At 73.1% G+C, this 17,538-nt stretch carries 14 protein-coding genes; 4 read left to right on the forward strand and 10 right to left on the reverse strand.

The annotated features are described in order from the left end of the window. Positions 1-6: 6 nt before the first annotated feature. The 6 genes from fxsT to gabT form a co-directional block, all read right to left on the reverse strand. A complete protein-coding gene (fxsT, locus tag FHS29_RS16690; protein WP_184691595.1) occupies positions 7-4,332 on the reverse strand; it encodes an FxSxx-COOH system tetratricopeptide repeat protein in 4,326 nt (1,441 codons plus the stop codon). After that, positions 4,329-5,336, reverse strand: a complete 1,008-nt coding sequence (locus FHS29_RS16695; RefSeq protein WP_184691596.1) for an AAA family ATPase — start codon at positions 5,334-5,336, stop codon at positions 4,329-4,331. Before FHS29_RS16695 ends, fxsT begins: the two co-directional genes overlap by 4 nt. Continuing rightward, positions 5,333-6,850, reverse strand: coding sequence for a VMAP-C domain-containing protein (locus FHS29_RS16700; protein WP_184691597.1), 1,518 nt, complete (start codon positions 6,848-6,850; stop codon positions 5,333-5,335). Before FHS29_RS16700 ends, FHS29_RS16695 begins: the two co-directional genes overlap by 4 nt. A gap of 81 nt (positions 6,851-6,931) precedes the next feature. Further along, on the reverse strand, positions 6,932-7,966 hold the full coding sequence (locus FHS29_RS16705; protein WP_184691598.1) for an effector-associated domain 2-containing protein: 1,035 nt from the start codon (positions 7,964-7,966) through the stop codon (positions 6,932-6,934). Between the two features lie 169 nt (positions 7,967-8,135). Continuing rightward, a complete protein-coding gene (locus FHS29_RS16710; protein WP_184691599.1) occupies positions 8,136-9,563 on the reverse strand; it encodes an aldehyde dehydrogenase family protein in 1,428 nt (475 codons plus the stop codon). After that, a complete protein-coding gene (gene gabT / locus FHS29_RS16715; protein WP_184691600.1) occupies positions 9,560-10,846 on the reverse strand; it encodes a 4-aminobutyrate--2-oxoglutarate transaminase in 1,287 nt (428 codons plus the stop codon). Before gabT ends, FHS29_RS16710 begins: the two co-directional genes overlap by 4 nt. An 81-nt stretch (positions 10,847-10,927) precedes the next feature. On the opposite strand from gabT, the gene FHS29_RS16720 reads away from it, so the two are divergent. From FHS29_RS16720 to FHS29_RS16730, 3 genes are read left to right on the forward strand one after another with little or no spacing between them, the layout of a single operon-like run. Continuing rightward, a complete protein-coding gene (locus FHS29_RS16720) occupies positions 10,928-12,205 on the forward strand; it encodes a PucR family transcriptional regulator (protein ID WP_184691601.1) in 1,278 nt (425 codons plus the stop codon). Between the two features lie 46 nt (positions 12,206-12,251). Then, the gene (locus FHS29_RS16725) at positions 12,252-12,737 is read left to right on the forward strand and encodes a hypothetical protein (RefSeq protein ID WP_184691602.1); all 486 of its coding nucleotides are present in this window, start codon (positions 12,252-12,254) and stop codon (positions 12,735-12,737) included. A gap of 58 nt (positions 12,738-12,795) precedes the next feature. Further along, complete coding sequence (locus FHS29_RS16730) at positions 12,796-13,287, forward strand: hypothetical protein (protein WP_246440423.1); 492 nt, start codon at positions 12,796-12,798, stop codon at positions 13,285-13,287. A gap of 34 nt (positions 13,288-13,321) precedes the next feature. Here the strand turns inward: FHS29_RS16730 and FHS29_RS16735 are convergent, their stop codons facing one another. After that, positions 13,322-13,480, reverse strand: a complete 159-nt coding sequence (locus tag FHS29_RS16735) for a hypothetical protein (protein WP_184691603.1) — start codon at positions 13,478-13,480, stop codon at positions 13,322-13,324. Positions 13,481-13,671: 191 nt separating this feature from the next. Here FHS29_RS16735 and FHS29_RS16740 point away from each other — a divergent pair, with 191 nt between their 5' ends. Continuing rightward, positions 13,672-15,015, forward strand: a complete 1,344-nt coding sequence (locus FHS29_RS16740) for a serine/threonine-protein kinase (RefSeq protein ID WP_184691604.1) — start codon at positions 13,672-13,674, stop codon at positions 15,013-15,015. 93 nt (positions 15,016-15,108) lie between these two features. On the opposite strand, the gene FHS29_RS16745 is transcribed toward FHS29_RS16740, so the two are convergent. The 3 genes from FHS29_RS16745 to FHS29_RS16755 all read right to left on the reverse strand — a co-directional run bounded on the left by FHS29_RS16745 (position 15,109) and on the right by FHS29_RS16755 (position 17,528). Next, positions 15,109-16,065 carry an LLM class F420-dependent oxidoreductase gene (locus FHS29_RS16745; protein WP_184691605.1) on the reverse strand — a complete coding sequence of 319 codons (957 nt, stop codon included), beginning with the start codon at positions 16,063-16,065 and terminating at the stop codon, positions 15,109-15,111. Positions 16,066-16,073: 8 nt separating this feature from the next. After that, the gene (locus tag FHS29_RS16750; RefSeq protein ID WP_184691606.1) at positions 16,074-16,721 is read right to left on the reverse strand and encodes an HAD family hydrolase; all 648 of its coding nucleotides are present in this window, start codon (positions 16,719-16,721) and stop codon (positions 16,074-16,076) included. 84 nt (positions 16,722-16,805) lie between these two features. Then, a complete protein-coding gene (locus FHS29_RS16755) occupies positions 16,806-17,528 on the reverse strand; it encodes an alpha/beta fold hydrolase (RefSeq protein ID WP_312864950.1) in 723 nt (240 codons plus the stop codon). Positions 17,529-17,538 lie beyond the last annotated feature (10 nt).

Here is a 17,538-nt window from a genome sequence, read left to right on the forward strand (position 1 = left end):
CCGCGGTCACAGCTGCATGGTGTCGGTGTCGCAGTCGGCCCGGACGTGCTGGGTCGCCGCGTTCGTGGCCGGGTGCTCGTCGCCGAGGACCTTCCGGAACGCCTGCACGGTCTTGCTGTGCAGCAGCGCGGCTTCGTCCTGCTCGCCCAGGCACGCCAGGTCCAGGGACAGGTTGAGCGCCACCGCCAGGGTCGACGGGTGCTCGACGCCCAGCACGCGTTCGGACCGGGTCAGCGTGTCCTCGTCCAGCCGCTTGGCCGCCAGGTGGTCGCCCACCGCGGCCAGGTCGCTGGCCAGGTTGGTGACCGCGACCAGGGTGGACGGGTGGTCGGCGTCGAACACGTCGAGCAGGTTCGCGTGCGTCCGCCGATCGAGTTCCAGCGCCTCGGCCACCTCGCCGCGCAGGCGGTGGGTGACCGCCAGGTTCAGCGCGGCGATCAGCGTGTACGGGTGGTGGGCGCCGCGGGTCTGCGCCAACCCCCGGTGGCTGCGGCGGGCCAGGTCCAGCGAGTCGTCGAGGTCGCCCAGGTGGCGCAGGTCGGTGGAGACGTTCATCTGCGCGGTCACCGTGTCGACGTGGTTGTCGCCGTGCCGGTGCCGGTAGCGGGCGAGGCAGTCCTGGGAGTACTCCACGGCCCGCTGGTGGTAGCCCGCCTTGCGCAGCGCCACCGAGAGGTTCCGGGTCGCGCCGATGGTCAGCGGGTGGTCCGCGCCGAGCACCTCCATGATGTAGACCAGCGCCTCCTCCTGCTCCCGCGCGGCCTCCAGGTAGAGCCCGCACTCCCGCAGGTCCATGCACAGGCCGGTGCGCGAGCCCAGGGTGAACCGGTGGTTGGCACCGAGCACGGCGGTGGCCCGGAGCAGGTTCTCCCGGTCCAGGTCGCGGGCCCGGCCGAACTCGCCCATCAGGCGGTAGCAGCTGGCCAGGGTGTGCGCATAGGCCAGGGTGCCGGGGTCGTCCTCGCCCAGGGCCACCCGCGCCCGGTCGTACACCTCCCGCTGGAGCTGGAGCTCCTCGGCGAACCGGCCCTGGGAGCGGCGGTCGGCGGCGACCGTGTCGAGCATCGCCAGCGCGTTCTCGTCGTTCTCGCCGACGACCTGCCGGAGCAGTTCGTAGGTCCGCTGGTTGAGCTCGATGGCCTCGTCGATGTTGCCCAGCCGGCGGGTGGCGATCGCGTACCGCCGGGAGACCTCCAGGGTGTCCAGGTCCTGCGGGCCCAGCAGCTCCGTCCACGCGGTCACCGCCTGGCCCGCCAGGTCGCGCGCGCCGCCCCAGTCGCCGATCCGGATCAGGTAGCGGACCAGGTTGATCACCAGCACCCGCACCCACTTGTCGCTGCTGTCCACCGCCCGGGACATCAGCGCGTGCGGCAGCAGGTCGGCGTAGCGGGGCCAGTTGTCCGCGGTGTCCGGGTCGCCGGGGTCGCCGTTGACCAGCAGCACGTGCACGGCGTGGCGCATGCTGTCCTGCTCGGCCTTGGTGAGCTTGTTCTTGAGCACCGTCTGCACCAGCCGGTGCAGCTGCAGGGCGTTGTTGCGGTGGTCGATCTTGGCGAGGCTGTACCTGGTGATCTCCTTGACCGCCCGGCTGATCTTGATCGGGTCGCGGAACGCCTCGGCCAGCGCGTCCGGCACCGGCACGTCGCGCACGCCCCGGAACAGCTTCTGCGAGATCGGCTCCGGCCCGAAGAACGCGCACACCTGGAGCAGTTGCAGCGCGGCGGGCTGGTCGGCCGCCAGCCGCTTGAGCGGCACGTTCCACGCCGCCGCGACCGGCAGCTGGTCCTCGGTGGGGGTGTTGGTCTCCAGCAGTTCGGTCCGGTTCTGCTCCAGCAGCTCCAGGTACTCCGACACCTGCATGCCGGTCTGCGCCCGCCAGGCCGCGGCCTGCTCGACGGCCAGCGGCAGGTCGCCCAGCGCCTCGGCCAGCGCGTCGGCGTCCGCGTCCTCGATGCCGCCGCCGCGCCGGCGCAGCAGCTCGATGCTCTCGCCCCGGGTGAACAGGTCGACCTCGACCGGTCGGGCGAACCCGCCCCACTCGGAGTTGCGGGAGGTGACCACGATGTGGCCGGTGCCGGCGGGGAAGAACTGGCGCACGTCCTGCGGCCGGTCGGCGTTGTCGAACACCAGGATCCACCGCTGGTAGGGCTCGCCCCGGCGCAGCGCCTCCAGCACGGCGGGCACGGCGGTCTCCGCCGAACCCGACGCGGCCACCCCGAGCTTCTTGGCCAGCTCCACGAAGCTGTTGCGGATCTGCGCCGGGTGTTCGGCGGGTATCCACCACACCACCTCGTACTCCGCGGCGTGCCGGTAGATGAACTCGATGACGGTCTGCGACTTCCCGACGCCGCCCATGCCGTGCAGCGCCTCCGGCAGCACGGCGGTCGTCCCGGACTCGTTCAGCCTGGCCCGCAGTTGTTCCAGCAGCTGTTCCCGCCCGACGAAGATGGGGTTGCGCAACGGGACCGGCCCCCACACCTGCGGCTGGAAGGTCGTCGACCGGCGCTCGGCGGCAAGCGGGGTTCCGGGAGCGGTCACGTGGTCTCCTTGGGGCGGCGCCCCGGCCTCGGGGCTCGGCTGGGGGTCGGTAACGGTCACTGGCTTCTCCTGGTCGTGCTCCGCCTGCTGGTCGTCGTCGCGCGGGAGGACCAGGGGGCCTAAGCCCAGGGCCGCCCGCAAGCGTTTCGACCGGGGCAGGTAGGGCCCGGAGAGGGCGCGCAGCACCGCCTCCTGCACCTGGAGGTACGGAGTCGACTCGGGTGTGACCTCGGGGTCGCCGGTCCGGGGGTCGTCCACCGCGGCCCGGTAGGCGCGCAGGGTCGGGATGTCCGATCCGGCGTGGTCGTCCAGCACCCGTGCCACCCGCGCGGTGTCCGACCGGCGTGCCGTGGCCAGCAGCTCGCTGCGGACGCCCGTGCAGAAGTCGTAGGCGACCGCGTCGGTACCGGCGCCGTCGCCGGCCGCGGGCAGCTTGGTGAGCAGACCGCCGAGCATCACCTCGGCGAGCACGGAGAGGTCCGAGCCGGGCAGCAGCACGCGCTGCACCAGGGTCATCAGCCTGGGGGACAAGGGGGTCGCGGAGAGCAGCCCGGCCAGCTGCACCGCCTCCACGGACGCGAACGCGCGGAACCGGCGCACCCGCTCGGCGGCGCTCACCGGCTCGTCCGGGGGCAGTTCCGGGGGCGCCGCCCCGGTCTGCGGGCCGACCAGGGCGGCGGTGGTCTCGATCCACTCGGCGCCGGGCGAGGTGAGCAGCCTGGCCCAGCCGGACATCCAGCCGGCCGACAGGCCGAGCACCGGCACCGGGATGGTGGCGGGCGGCGCTTTCGCCGAGGCGACCCGCAGCCGGCGGTTGGCCGCGCCCGGCGCGGGGGCCGACAGGCGCATCCGCCGCGCCGCGAGACCGCCCCAGATCCACAACCGGTGGGCGAGCGTCTGCACCACCGCCACCGGTGTCCGCTGACCCCACTGGTAGAGCACGTGGCCGACCGCGCCGCTGCGCCAGCCCCGGCTGACGGTGTCGGTGAGCACCAGCACGATCCGGGTGCCGGTGGGTTCGAGCAGGTGCCGCCAGTCGTGCTCGCGACCGCCCTCGGCGCGCAGGGTCAGCCCCGCCGGGTCCGTGGCCGCGCTGTCCAGCCGGTACGTGCGGACGTCCCGGAACGCGCCCTGCCGGTCGAGCAGCGCGCGGAACTCGTCGGCGGTGCACCGCCAGATCTCCGGCGCCACCGCCGTGTCGACCACCAGCGCGATCTCGAACCGGCGACTCGGCGCGGGCCGCCACTGGGGGATCCACAGGCCGTCCTGCGCGGCGCGCACGGCGGTCGACTCCTCGTGCACGACCTTGCGCCACGGCGAGGGGTGCGGCCGGCCCAACGGGCGCAGCGCCCGGCTGATCCCGCGCTGCTCCGGCAGGCCCGGCACGGTCGGCGCCGCCACCACCGCCCGGTGCCCCGCCGTCCCGTCCGCGACCGGTTCGGCGGACGGCAGCGACAGCGCGCTCGCGGTCCACCCCTGCGGCCGGCCGTGCCCGTCCGGCGGCTCCGGGGAGGCCCGTTCGGTGGGATCGGGTTCCGTGGCAGCCTCCTCGCGTGGCGGTGGCTCGGCCGCGGGCGCCGGTTCCCGTTCCGCCGGCGGGGTCGGGGGTGGCGGCGGAACGGTGGACGCGGTCCGGTCGGCGGTGCGGTGCAGCCTGGCGGCGAGCCAGAGCGAGTCCCGGACCTCGCGGAGGTCCAGGTCCGCGGTGCCCAGCCGGCGCTCTCGGTCCCCGGCTGCCTCCCAATGCTGGAGCAGCACGTCCCGCACCGCGGCCCTGTCACGCGATCGGGTCATTCCCGCTCCGCCGAAAGGGGATGCCAGATGGCGTGGAGCAGGTCCCGCCACTCACCGTCCGGGGTGTAGGCGCCGGACGTGGCGAGGCGGGTCGCCAGTTCCACCGCGTTGAGGAACTGGTCGGCGGCCAGCGGGCCGACCTCGGCGCTGCGCTGCTGGAAGTCGTCGATGAGCCGGCCGATGTCCAGGCCGTGCTCGCCGCCGAAGTGCGCGGCGACCATGGTGGCGAGCTGCTCGCGGTCCGGCGGCTCGATCCGCAGCGTGAGGCAGCGGCGCAGGAAGGCGGGCGGGAACTCCCGCTCGCCGTTGCTGGTGATGACCACGACGGGGAACGCCCGGCAGCGCACCCTCCCGTCGCGCACCGTGGCGCTGTGCCCGACGTCGGCGGTCAGCACGGTGACCTCCGGTTGGATCCGGGCGTACCGGACCAGCTCGGGGATCGTGTACTCGCCCTCCTCGAACGTGTTGAGCAGGTCGTTGGGCAGGTCGATGTCGCCCTTGTCCAGCTCGTCGATCAGCAGCACCCGCGGCAGGTCGCTCGCCAGCAGGGCGGTGCCGAGCGCTCCGAGGTGGATGTACTCGCCGATGTCGGGCTCCGCGCGCTGGGCGCTCGCCGCCTGCACGCGGGCGATGGCGTCGTACAGGTACAGGCCGTCGGCGAGGGTGGTGCGGCTGGCGATCGGCCAGCGCAGCACCGGGCCCAGTCCCAGCTCGCGCGCGACCAGGTAGGCCAGGGCCGACTTGCCGATCCCCGGCGCGCCGGTGACCAGCAGCGGGCGTCGCAGGTGGATGGCCGCGTTGACCATCGCGACCTCCATCGGCGCGGGTTTGCGCGGCACGCTGGGCACCCCGCCGACCTTGCGCGCGCCCTCCCCGCCGTCGTCCCGGGGCCGGGTCGCGTTGCCCTCCCCGGTGAAGGTCCGCCACGGCGGCGGGTCGGGCAGGCCGGCGACCGGCTCCGCGGCGACCTCGCCGGTACCCCGGTAGATGTGCCACTCGCTCACCCGACCGACACCTCCTCGGGAGGCGTGGGGTGCTGGGGCAGCACACGCCGCATCGGGTCGTCGTACAGGACGGTCAGCCCGCCGCACGGGTGCCGGCCCGGGCCTTCCGCGAACGCGGTGGTGCGCGCCCGGCGCACCCGCTCCAGCAGCGGGTGCCGGTCGTCCTCGTCGTGCAGCAGGTAGCCGACCGCGTCGAGGAACCCGGTGGTGGTGCAGTCGGTGCGGTGCCACATCACCAGCGGCACGCCGGCCTTCATGCCGACCGCGACCTCGTCGTGCCCGGCCAGTTCCGGGTGCGGCGGGGTGTTGAGCACCAGCGAGACCACGTCGTGCCGGCGGCTGAGCACGGACATCAGCTCGCGGATGCCGGCGGTGGTCGCGTCCCGGGCGCGGACGCTGTGGTCCGGCGGGACCGGCGCGTGCTCGCCGAGCCGCGTGGTCAGCTCGGTCCAGCGCTTGCGCCACACCCTCAGGTACTTGTCGTCGGCCATCCGCTCGAGGCTGCGCACCGCGGTCTGGTAGCGGCAGCCGACGGGCTCGGGGAAGTCGTCGCTCTCGGCCGGCCACTGGTCGACGTCCAGGTTCAGGTTCTCCCGGTCCAGCACGAACTCGACCTTGATGTCCGGGCTGTACCGGGCCCAGTCCCGTTCGGTCTGCTCGATGAGCGCAGTGATGTGCACCTTGATCCCGTCCAGGGTGTCCACCTTGTCGCCGCCCGGCAGCGGGGACCACTCGCCGCGGAACCCGAGCTGCCGCCAGTGGGAGAGCCGGAACAGGTCGCCGGTCGGCCCCTCCCGGCGCAGCATCAGCACCAGGTAGGCGGTGTCGCCCGGCCGGGGCGGCGCCGTCGCGGTGCTCCCGCCGACCGGGTCCGCGCCGGCCAGGCCCTCCCGGAACGCCTCCAGCTCGTCGACCAGTTCCAGCTTCCGGGCCTGCACCTCGACCCAGCGGCGCAGCTCGATGCCGAGTTCGGTGCGCACCTTCGCCGCGACGTGCTCGATGAACACCAGCGGGCGGGGGATGCCGTCCGGGCGGGAGTTCAGGTTCTCCAGCGCGCTGAAGACCTCCACGTACGTGGTCGGCCCGCGCAGACCGGGAGCGGCGTCGCCGGCGACCGCGCGGTAGATGTCCGCGATGTCCGGCACCACGACGCCCGCGAGCAAAGTGAAGAGCCTCGCACGTTCTTCGGTCTCGAAGAGCTCCAGTGCGTACATCTCGCTCACGAGACGACGCAGTTCGCCCATTGGCTTGGAATCCTGCTCCAACAAGCCTACAACGCGCAGCAATGCGGATAATCGGCCAGGGTGTTGATTGCACGCTTCCGCGAGGTTGGAGAGGTGGACGACCGGGTTCGGGTGATCTTCGATCGTGAGCGGCTCCCGCAGTTCATTGCCGAGGAGTCGGATCACGAAGTTCCGGGTGCCCTGGTCCATCAGGCTCGGAATCCGCCGGAGGGCGGCGACCAGCGGCAACAGCAGGCCCCGCTCCGGTTTGTCGTCCACCGCGTCGATCACCCGCGGATCCCCCTTTCCGATGGGCCGTTTCCCGCAAATCCAACATACGACTATCTTCTGTCGCCCGTTCGTGGATCGCTGTTACTTCATGTAGTCGAGATTGCGCCCGGTCCGGTGACCGAGAGCGGCCCGGACCCGCCTCATCGACACGGTTTCGCCCTCCAATTCCATCAGGGCGCGATACAGTTCGCCCAGGCCGTCCTGGTAGTCGGCGCAGGTCAGGATCAGGCCGAGGATGTAGGAGCGGGTGCGCGCGTTCTGCGGCACCGCGCCCGCCACGGCGGCCGGCAGCAGGTCCAGCACGGTGCCGCGGGTGTCCGCGTCGCGCAGCGAGGGCAGCGCTTCGAGCGCTTCGATCAACTCGCCCAGGCCGGCCAGTCCGGGCACCGCGGGCGTTCGCGGCACCGGTTCGGCCGGCCCGAGCCGCCCGGTCGGCGCCGCTGCCGTGATCCACGCTCGTTCACCCACTCCGACGAGTGACATTCGCACCTCGCGGTAGTGCACCGCCGGCTTGTCCCGCGTGCGGTGGTCGTCCTGCGTGCGGTGGCAGCTCTCCGACACCATGAACGTGATCGGCAGGTCGGACCGCCGATGTGCGGTCCGCAGCTCCGGCGAGGCCAGCAGCCGGCGGGTGACCGCCTTGGCGCAGTCGGACCGGTCGGCTTCGTGCTCCGGAGTGTTCCGCTGCACGCCTTCAGCGCGGAGCCGGCCTTCTCGGCCGGCGTCTGCGTGCGGGACGCGTCGGCGCTCGACACCATCGCGAGACGGACCGCCGTACACCGGGCCTTCGTGCAGCACGCACCGCAGCCGCAACCGCGCTTCGAGCGTGGCCGCCGCGTTGTGCCGCTGCACCGCCGCGTCGACCAGCGCCGGGAACCCGCCGACGAGACTGCTGCCCGACACCCCGACGGGCAGCAGGACCAGCGCACCGGCCGCGGTGTCCTCCGCGACGCACGACGACCAGTCGACCCCGGTCTCCGCGAGCGACTCCCGCAGCACGCCGTACATCCCCGCACGCCGCTCGCGCCGAAGCCCGTTGGTGAGCGCCGGATCACCGAAGCGCTCGATGTCGACCCCGAGTACGCCGCGACGTGGTTGTAATCGGCCAGGTGACAAGGGCGATCACCTCGATCCGGGGGAAGCGGACTGCGACCACTGCCACCGTAACCACAGGCACCCGCGCCCCGGCAGAACCTGAACGGGCGTTGTTCACCCCGAATCCCGCACGCCCTCCACACCGATCGGCGTGGAGGGCGTGCGGGATTCGGTCAGCGGCTGAAGGGCGTTACAGGTCCAAGCCGGTGAGGACCAGGACGCGTTCCTCGGTCAGGTCCTCCATCGCGGAGTGCACGCCCTCGCGGCCGGTGCCGGACTCCTTGACGCCGCCGTACGGCATCTGGTCGGCCCGGAAGCTGGGGACGTCGCCCACGATCACACCGCCGACGTCCAGGCGCTTGGACGCCTGGAACGCCACCCGCAGGTCGTGGGTGAACAGGCCCGCCTGGAGGCCGAAGCGGGACGCGTTGACCGCGGCGAAGGCCTCGTCCACCGAGTCCACCGGCGCCAGCACCACCACCGGGCCGAAGACCTCCTCGTCCACGACCTTGCAGTCGACCGGCACGTCGGTCAGCACGGTGGGCGCGTAGGTCGCGCCGTCGCGGAAGCCGCCGGTCAGCACGCGGGCGCCGGCCATCACCGCTTCGTTCACCCAGGCCTCGACGCGCTCCGCCGCCGCCTCGTTGATCAGCGGGCCGACGTCGGTCGACGCGTCCTGGGGCTCGCCGGTGTTCAGCTTGCGGACGTGGTTCACCACGGCGTCGGAGACCTGGGTGTACACGTCGCGGTGGATGTAGACGCGCTGCACCGAGATGCAGGACTGGCCGCCCTGGTACATCGCGAACGTGGCGATGCGCTGCGCCGCCCAGTCCAGGTCCGTCCAGTCCGGACAGACCACGGCCGCCGCGTTGCCGCCCAGTTCGAGCACGACGTGCTTGCGCGGCACGCGGTCCAGGATGCCGTAGCCGACCGGGCCCGAGCCGGTGAACGACACCACGGGCAGCCGGGGGTCGTCGACCAGGGAGGCGGCCACCTCGTTCGGCACCGGCAGGATGGACCAGGAGCCCGCGGGCAGGTCGGTCTCGGCCAGGATGGCACCCAGGAGCAGCGCCACCAGCGGGGTCGCCGGGGCCGGCTTGAGGATGATGGGCGCGCCCACCGCGATTGCCGGCGCGACCTTGTGCGCCACCAGGTTCAGCGGGAAGTTGAACGGCGCGATGCCGAGCACCACGCCGCGGGGCGCGCGGCGGACCAGGGCCATCCGGCCGGTCGCGGCCGGGTCGGTGTCCAGGCGCTGCAGGTCGCCGGAGAAGCGGCGGGCTTCCTCGGCCGCCCAGCGGAACGTCGACACCGCCCTGTTCACCTCCATCCGCGACCACTTCAGCGGCTTGCCGGACTCCGCGGTGATCAGCGCGGCCACCTCGTCCGCGCGTTCGGCCAGCTGCCGGGACACGTGGTCCAGCGCCGCCGCGCGGGCGTGCGCGGGCAGGGAGGCGAACTCCTCGGCCACGTCCGTCGCGGCGACGATGGCGCGTTCCACGTCCGCCGCCGAGGCGTTCGACGTGGTGCCCGCGAGCGCTCCGTCGTGGGGGCTGCGCACCTCCAGCACGTCGTCGCTCGACGCGGCCTGGCCCGCTACCCAGTACGGGGTGTTCATCGCCCAACTCCTTCGGTGATGGCCTTCTCCAGCACGGCTACGCCCTCGGCCAGCAGGTCGTCCGGGATGACCAGCGGCGGCAGCAGGCGCAGGACGTTGCCGTACGTCCCGCAGGTCAGGACGACCACGCCGGACGCGTGGCACGCCGCCGCGACCCGGGCGGCGACCTCGGGGGTCTGTGCGGCGAACTCGACCGCCAGCATCGCGCCGCGGCCGCGCACGTCGCCGTCCGCGCCGACCGCCGCACGCAGGCGGGGCAGCACGAACGCCTCGATGCGCCGCGCGGCGGCGTTCAGGTCGAGTTCGGTCATGGTGTCGATCGCGCCGAGGGCCGCCGCGCACGCCACGGGGTTGCCGCCGTACGTGCCGCCGAGACCGCCGGGGTGCACGGCGTCCAGCACCTCGGCCCGACCGGTCACCCCGGCCAGCGGCAGCCCGCCCGCCATGCCCTTGGCGGTGGTGACCAGGTCCGGCACCACGCCCTCGTGCTCGCAGGCGAACCACGTGCCGGTGCGGCAGAAGCCGGTCTGGATCTCGTCGGCGACCAGCAGCACGCCCCGCTCGCGGCACCACGCGCTCAACGCGGGCAGGAAGCCGGGCGCGGGTGCGATGAACCCGCCTTCGCCCTGGACCGGCTCGATCACCACGCACGCCACGTCGGACGCGCCGACCTGCTTCTCGATCACGTCGAACGCCCGCGCGGCCGCCTCCGGACCGCCGAGGCCGTCGCGGAACGGGTACGACATCGGCACCCGGTACACCTCGGGTGCGAACGGGCCGAAGCGGTGCTTGTACGGCATGGCCTTGGCGGTCAGCGCCATCGTCAGGTTGGTGCGCCCGTGGTACGCGTGGTCGAACACGACGACGGCGGCGCGTCCCGTGACGTGGCGGGCGATCTTCACCGCGTTCTCGACGGCCTCCGCGCCCGAGTTGAACAGCACGGAACGCTTCTCGTGCGTCCCCGGCGTCAGGGCGTTGAGCCGCTCGCACACCTCCACGTACCCCTCGTACGGGGTGACCATGAAGCACGTGTGGCTGAACCGGTCGATCTGCTCGTGCACGCCGGCGGCCACGCGTGGCGCGGGGTTGCCGACGCCGGTCACCGCGATGCCCGAGCCGAGGTCGATCAGGCGGTTGCCGTCCACGTCGACCAGCAGGCCGTCCTCGGCGTGGTCGATGTACACCGGCAGCGTCGAGCCCACCCCCGCCGCGACGGCTCCCTTGCGGCGCGCGGTCAGCTCCTGCGACCGGGGGCCGGGGATCTGGGTGAGCAGTCGGGACATGGGTCCAGCATCCGTGGCCGGAGCCGAACCTGCCAGTGGAGGAAGTGGCGAACGTGGGCGACGACACTGTACAAAGTGTCCATGCCCCTCACCGTCGCCGGCCTGGCTCGCGAGGTGGGCCTGCCCGTGCACGTGGACACCGGCCTGGACCGGCCGATCGCCTGGGTGCACAGCACGGAGCTGGCCGACCCCACGCCGTTCCTGGCGGGCGGCGAGCTGCTGCTGACCACCGGCATCGCCCTCGGCCCCCACCGCTCCTACGTGCGCCGGCTGGTGGCCGCCGGCGCGGTCGGCCTCGGCTTCGGCACCGGGCTCAGCCACGCCCACGTGCCGCCGGAGCTGGTCGACGCGGCCCGGCGCGAGGGCCTGCCGCTGCTGGAGGTGCCCCGCGAGGTCCCGTTCATCGCCATCACCAAAGCGGTGTCCCGGGCGGTCGCGGCGGACGACTACGCGGCCCTCACCCGCACCAGCGAGGCCCAGCACGCCCTCACCCGTGCCGCGCTGGCCTCCACCGGGGCCGTCGTGCGCAGGCTCGCGGCCCTGGTCGGCGGTGCGGCGGCGCTGCTGGACGGGGCGGGGGAGCCCGTGCACGTCAGCGGTGACCTGCCGGACCTGCGCGCGGAGGCCGGGCGGCTCGGCCCGGGGCCGGCGGGCTCGGCGTGGCAGGTGGGGGAGCGGCACCTGGCGATGCAGGCGCTGGGCCGCCCCGGCTACCTCGCCGTCGCCACCGCGGAGCCGCTGGACACCGCCGACCGCAACATCGTCAACACCGCCGCCTCGCTGCTCACCCTCTCGCTGGCCAAGTCGGACGCCGTGGACGTGGTGCGCCGGGAGCTGCGGACCGCGCAGTTCCGCCTGCTGCTGCACGGGGAGCCGGTCGCGGACGCCCCCGAGGGGCCGTTCCGGGTCTTCGTGCTCCCGAAGGGAACCGAGGAGCCGCCCGGGTTCTGGGCCGAGCACGACGGGCACGTCGTCGTGCTGGCCCGCGAGCTCGACCGCCCCGCCCACGCCTCCGACCCGGTGGGCGCCGGCGAGGTCGCGCGCGGCTACCGGGAAGCGTTGCGGGCCCGGGAGGAACGCGTCGCCGGCTTCGCGGACGTGCCCGGATCCGGTTTGCTGGCAACGGACATCGCCCACCACGCGGCCACCCTGCTCGCCCCGCTGGACGCTCAGCTGCGCGAGTCGCTGAGGGTCTGGCTGGGCTGCCACGGCCAGTGGGATCCGGCGGCGGCGAAGCTGGGCGTGCACCGGCACACCATCCGCAACCGGGTGCGGCGGGTGGAGGAGCTGCTCGGCCGTTCCCTGGAGTCGCCGGGAGTGCGCGCCGAACTCTGGTTCGCCCTGCACGCCGGCCAGTAGGCTCGGGCACGGTGCCGCCGCGACCATCCCGTTCTAGGGGGACATCTTGGCGCGTCTACGTTTTCTCGCGCACGCGGCGGCCGTCACCACCCTGGCCGCCGGTCTGCTCACCGCCGTGTTCACCGGCACCGCCAGTGCGTGCAGCTGCCTGCCCGACGGTGAGGGGCTCAAGTACCTCAAGGCCGATCACGTGTTCGTCGCGCTGGTGACCAGCGAACGGCTCGACAAGCGCGATCCGAACAGCGGTACCGACGACCGGTACGTCTACACCACGAAGGTCTTCAAGGAGTACAAGGGCGACGTCCCGCGCCGCGTCGAGATCACCACCCACTACCAGGGCACGGCGTGCGGCATCCGGCTCGTGCCGGGTACGAAGTACCTGGTGTTCGCGCACGGCGACAGCAGCGACCGCCAAGTGGATTCCAACCAGTGCAGCGGCACCCGACTCGCCTCCGGTGGCCCGCCGACCACCACGCCGGGGTCCGGCACCAGCACGCCGCCCACCACCCCGTGCGCCACCGCCATCCCGTGACGCACCACCGCGTCCGGTCGTGCGCGGACGCGACCGATCCGACCACGAGGGGGATCCGTTGGCTCGTTTGAGATTCCTGGCCCACGCGATGGCCGCGACGACGTTGGCCGCCGGGTTGGTGGCCGCCGTGTTCACCGGCACGGCGAGTGCGTGCAGCTGCATCCCCGGCGAAGGTGAGCCCGAGCGGTACGCGCGGGCCGACCAGGTGTTCACCGGCACGGTGCTCAGCGAGGAGCTGGAGGTCAACAACCCGGACGTGACCTACGACGACAAGTACCGCTACGCCGTTCGGGTGGGCCGGGAGTACAAGGGCGACGTGCCGGCCCAGGTGGACGTGCTCACGTCCACCAGCGGCGCGGCGTGCGGCCTGCGGCTGTCCGTGGGCACCGGGTACCTGGTCTTCGCGAACGGCCCCACTCCCGACGGCGCCGTGCAGACCCACCTGTGCAGCGGCACCCGGCTCGCTTCGGGCGGTCCGCCGAGCACCGGGCCGTCCACCGGCCCGACGACCACGACGACGACCACCCTGTGCGGGACTTCGGCGGGCTGACCGCCCGGTGTGGCCGCCGGAGCCCCGCCGGCGGTCACACCTCGTCGACGGGGACGTGCTCGTACTCCTCGTCGGGATCGGCTTCGGTGTCCACCACGTCCCTGGTCCCGTCCACCTCGCCCAAGAGGTCCAGCTTCGCCTCGGGCTCCTCGATGAACTCGTCCAGCGTCGGCTCCCGCTCGCGTCCGGTCATGGGGCCGGTTTACCCGGTCGTGCGCGGACCCGAACATCACGATCATCCCCCGACCGGGGGAAACGGGCCGGTTTGTGACGGGAATGCGACGGGTACGTGGACGCGAAACGGCAAAGCGGGTAGCCCACTCCGGAGCGTGACGGGTAGGTTTCGCCTCGGATGGCTCTTTCGGAGCAGCGGAGGTCAACCGGATGTGGGACGGCGACCTGACCGGTGAAGTGGTGGACGGGAGGTACGCGTTAGGCAACCTGTACGGCTCGGGCGGCATGGCCGAGGTCTACCGGGCTTTCGACACCAAGCTGGACCGCAGGGTCGCCATCAAGCTGTTCCAGGGCACCGCCACCCGGGAGGACCAGGTCCGGTTGGACCGGGAAGCCCAGGTGCTGGCCGGGTTGCGCTGTCCGGGTGTGGTCGCCGTGTACGACACCGGCTCGTTCCGGGGCCGGCCCTTCTACGTCATGCAGCCCGTCGAAGGCGGCACGCTGCGCCGGCGGATGCGCGAGCCGCTGGCCCCCGAGGTGGTGGCCCGGATCGGCGGCCAGGTCGCCGAGATCCTCGGCCACGTGCACCGGCACGACGTGGTGCACCGGGACGTCAAGCCGTCCAACATCCTGCTCGAACCGGGTGAGCGCCGCGCCTACCTGGCCGACTTCGGGCTCGCGCTGCAAGCCCAGGTCACTCGCGTGACCAGGTCCGGGATGCTGGTCGGGACGGCCGGTTACCTCGCGCCCGAACAGGTGCGCGGCAACGAGGTCGGACCGCCCGCCGACATCTACGCGCTCGGCCTGGTGCTGCTGGAGTGCCTCACCGGCCGGCCGGAGTACCCCGGTGGCGACACCGAGGCGGCGCTGGCCCGGCTGCACCGCGAGCCGCGCATCCCGGCGAACCTGCCCGACCCGTGGGGCGACGTGCTGACCGCGATGACGGAGTCGCTGCCCTCCCGCCGTCCCACCGCCGAGGAGTGCGCCCGGCTGCTCGCCGTCGCCGAGCGGGCCAGCGTCGGGGCGGCACCGCTGACCGGCGTGGAGGTGGCCGAGCGGTCGCCGGCCGTGCCCGTGGTCGTGGCCGGACCGGAGCCCGACGTGGGGCCCGTGCGGTCCCGGCGCAGACCCGTGCTGCTGCTCGGCGGGGTTGCCGCCGTGCTCGGTGTGGCCGCGGTGGTGGTGGCGGTCCACCTCGGCAGCACACCGCCGTCGGACTCCCGGCAGCAGTTCGACGGGCCCGACCCGACGCCGGTCACCGTGGTGGTCACCCAGACGCCGTCGACCGTGACCATGGTCGAGCAGCGGGGCTCGACCGGGGTGGGCGTCACGACGCAGGTCGCCGGGCACTCCGAGGGCGAACGGGCCGGGGACGAGGGCAGCGGGCAGAGCCGGGAGGACGGCGGCGAGCAGGGTGAGGCGGGGCAACAGGAGCCGCCGGCCGCCGGCAAGCCGTCGAAGGAGCACCGGACGCCCACCGACGTGCCGAGCCCGACCCACGTGCCGAATCAGCCCCACTCGCCGAAGCCGCGCACGGCCGTGGGCAAGGGCTGAGGGCTGCCGGCGCCGCGGCGGCAGCGGTCGTCAGCGCAGGGACGGTCAGCGCTGGGGGAGTCGGCGCCGGGGAGTCGGCGCACAGGCGGGAGTTCAGCGCAGGGCGGGCAGCAGTTCCTGCTGCGCGAAGTCAAGGAACCCGTCCTGGTGGTCGCCGCCGATCTGGACCAGCGCCAGGTCGGTGAACCCGGCGTCGGCGAACGCCTTCGCCGCGTCCACGATCGGCCCGACCTCCGGTCCGCACGGGATCTTGTCCGCCACGTCCTCCGGCCGCACGAACTGGGTGGCGGCCGCGAACCCGGACGGGCCGGGCAGCTCGGCGTTGACCTTCCAGCCGCCCGCGAACCAGCGGAACTGCTCGTGCGCCCGGGCCACCGCCTTGTCCCGGTCCGGATCCCAGCACACCGGCAGCTGGCCGATCTTGCGCGACTCGCCGCCCTGGAACACGTCCCAGCTCTGGCTGAGCTCCGCGTCCGGCTCCACCGCCACCATCGCGTCCGCCAGCGGCGCGAACGTCTGCACCGACTGGCTGCCGGACACCGCCACCGCCACCGGCACCCGCTGCTCGGGCAGGTCCCACAGCTTCGCCGAGTCGACCCGGAAGTGGCTGCCCGCGTAGTTGACGTACCCGCCGTCGAACAGCAGCGAGATGATCTCCACGGCCTCCCGCAGCATCTCGTGCCGCACGTTCACCGGAGGCCAGCCCCGCCCGACGACGTGCTCGTTCAGGTTCTCGCCCGCGCCCAGCCCGAGGGTGAACCGGCCGTCGCTGAGCAGCTGCACGGTCGCGGCCTTCTGCGCCACGACCGCCGGGTGGTAGCGCACCGTCGGGCAGGTCACGTAGGTCATCAGCTCGACCCGCTCGGTGACCTGGCTGACCGCGCCCAGCACGCTCCACGCGTACGACGCGTGCCCCTGCTCGCCCAGCCAGGGGTTGTAGTGGTCGCTCATCACCTCGAAGTCGAACCCGACCCGCTCGGCGTGGGCGGCGTGCCGCACCAGCGCACGCGGTCTGGCCTGCTCGGTCATCAGCGTGTAGCCGATCCGCACGGTTCCTCCTACGCCATCGGCAGGTCGGTCAGGTCCGCCCGCAACTGGTCGAGTTCCTCGTAGACAGTGGAGGCGCCGTGCTCCCGCAGCTCGGCCGCGCCGAACCCGCCGGTCATCAGCGCCACCACGGGCAGCCCGGCGCGCTTGGCCGCGTCGCAGTCCCACACCGAGTCGCCGACGACGACCGCCCGGCCGGAGGAGTCGACCCGGCTCAGCGCCACCTCGATCAGGTCGGGCGCGGGCTTGGACTCCTCCACGTCGTCGGAGGACGTCGACACCACACCGCTGATGTCGATCAGCTTGAGGTAGTGGTCGACGTGGCGCCGCTTGCCGGAGCTGGCCAGCACCACCGCGAGGTCCAGCTCCTGCGCGGCGGTCACCAACCGGTGCGCGCCCTCCAGCGGCCGCACCTCGGCCAGCATCGGCTCGAACGCGGTCTCCCACGCCTTGCGCAGGTCGTCCCCGTGCTCGTCCTCCACGCGCTGGCCGGCGACGGCGGCGACCAGCTTGTCCCCGCCCATGCCGATGGCGCGGTGCAGCCGCCAGGTGGGCACGGTGATGTCGAACCGCCGAAAAGCCCGGAACCAGGCGACGGCGTGGTGGTAGTTGGTGTCCACCAACGTGCCGTCCACGTCCAGGACCAGCGTGTTGCTCATACCGCCGTGGTTAGCCCGACCGGCTCACCGGCAAACCGGGCGGACATCACTCGTCCCGGTCGCCGGCCGTGCCGACGGCCCGGATCAGGACAGGAAGTCGTCGATCAGCCGGGTCCACTCCGCCGGGGCCTCCAGCGCGGGCGCGTGGCCGCTGTCCAGTTCCGCCCAGCGGGCGCCGGGGATCGCGTCGGCCAGGGCGCGGGTCGACGCCGGGGTGATCAGGCGGTCGTGCTTGGTGCCGATGACGAGGGTCGGCACGGCCAACCGCGGCAGGTCGGCGGTCAGGTCGATCCGCTGCACCAGGTCCACCTGCTCGTCCACGCCGGTCGGCAGGGTCAGCGCCACGATCTCCAGGAAGCCGTCCTCCTGCTCGGGGGTCATGGCGCGCCGGAACGGCTCGCCCAGCACCACCGACATGATGAACCGGGCCAGCTCCCGCCGGTCGCCGCCCAACAGCCGCCGCCACTTCTCGGTGCGGGCCCGCGTCTCGTCGTCGATCCGGACGAACCCGGCGGTGAGGACGAGGGCGGAGACCCGTTCGGGATACCGCAGGGCGGCCCGCACCGCGACCGCGCACCCCATCGAGTAGCCGAGGACCGCGAACCGGGCAGCGCCGCCCGCCGCGTCCACCAGTCGGTCGGCCAGGTCGTCCAGTTCCAGCGGCTCCGTGGCGCGCGGCGTGGTGCCGGAACCGGGGAAGTCCACCGAGAACACCGGGCGCTTGCGGGCCAGGGCGGGGATCACCGGGCTGAAGTTCGCGCGCACGGTGCCGCCGGCGCCGTGCGCGAGCAGGAGGGCTGAGGTCACCTGGTCGATT

It is taken from the genome of Saccharothrix tamanrassetensis, from assembly GCF_014203665.1.
GTDB classification, from domain to species: Bacteria; Actinomycetota; Actinomycetes; order Mycobacteriales; family Pseudonocardiaceae; genus Actinosynnema; species Actinosynnema tamanrassetense.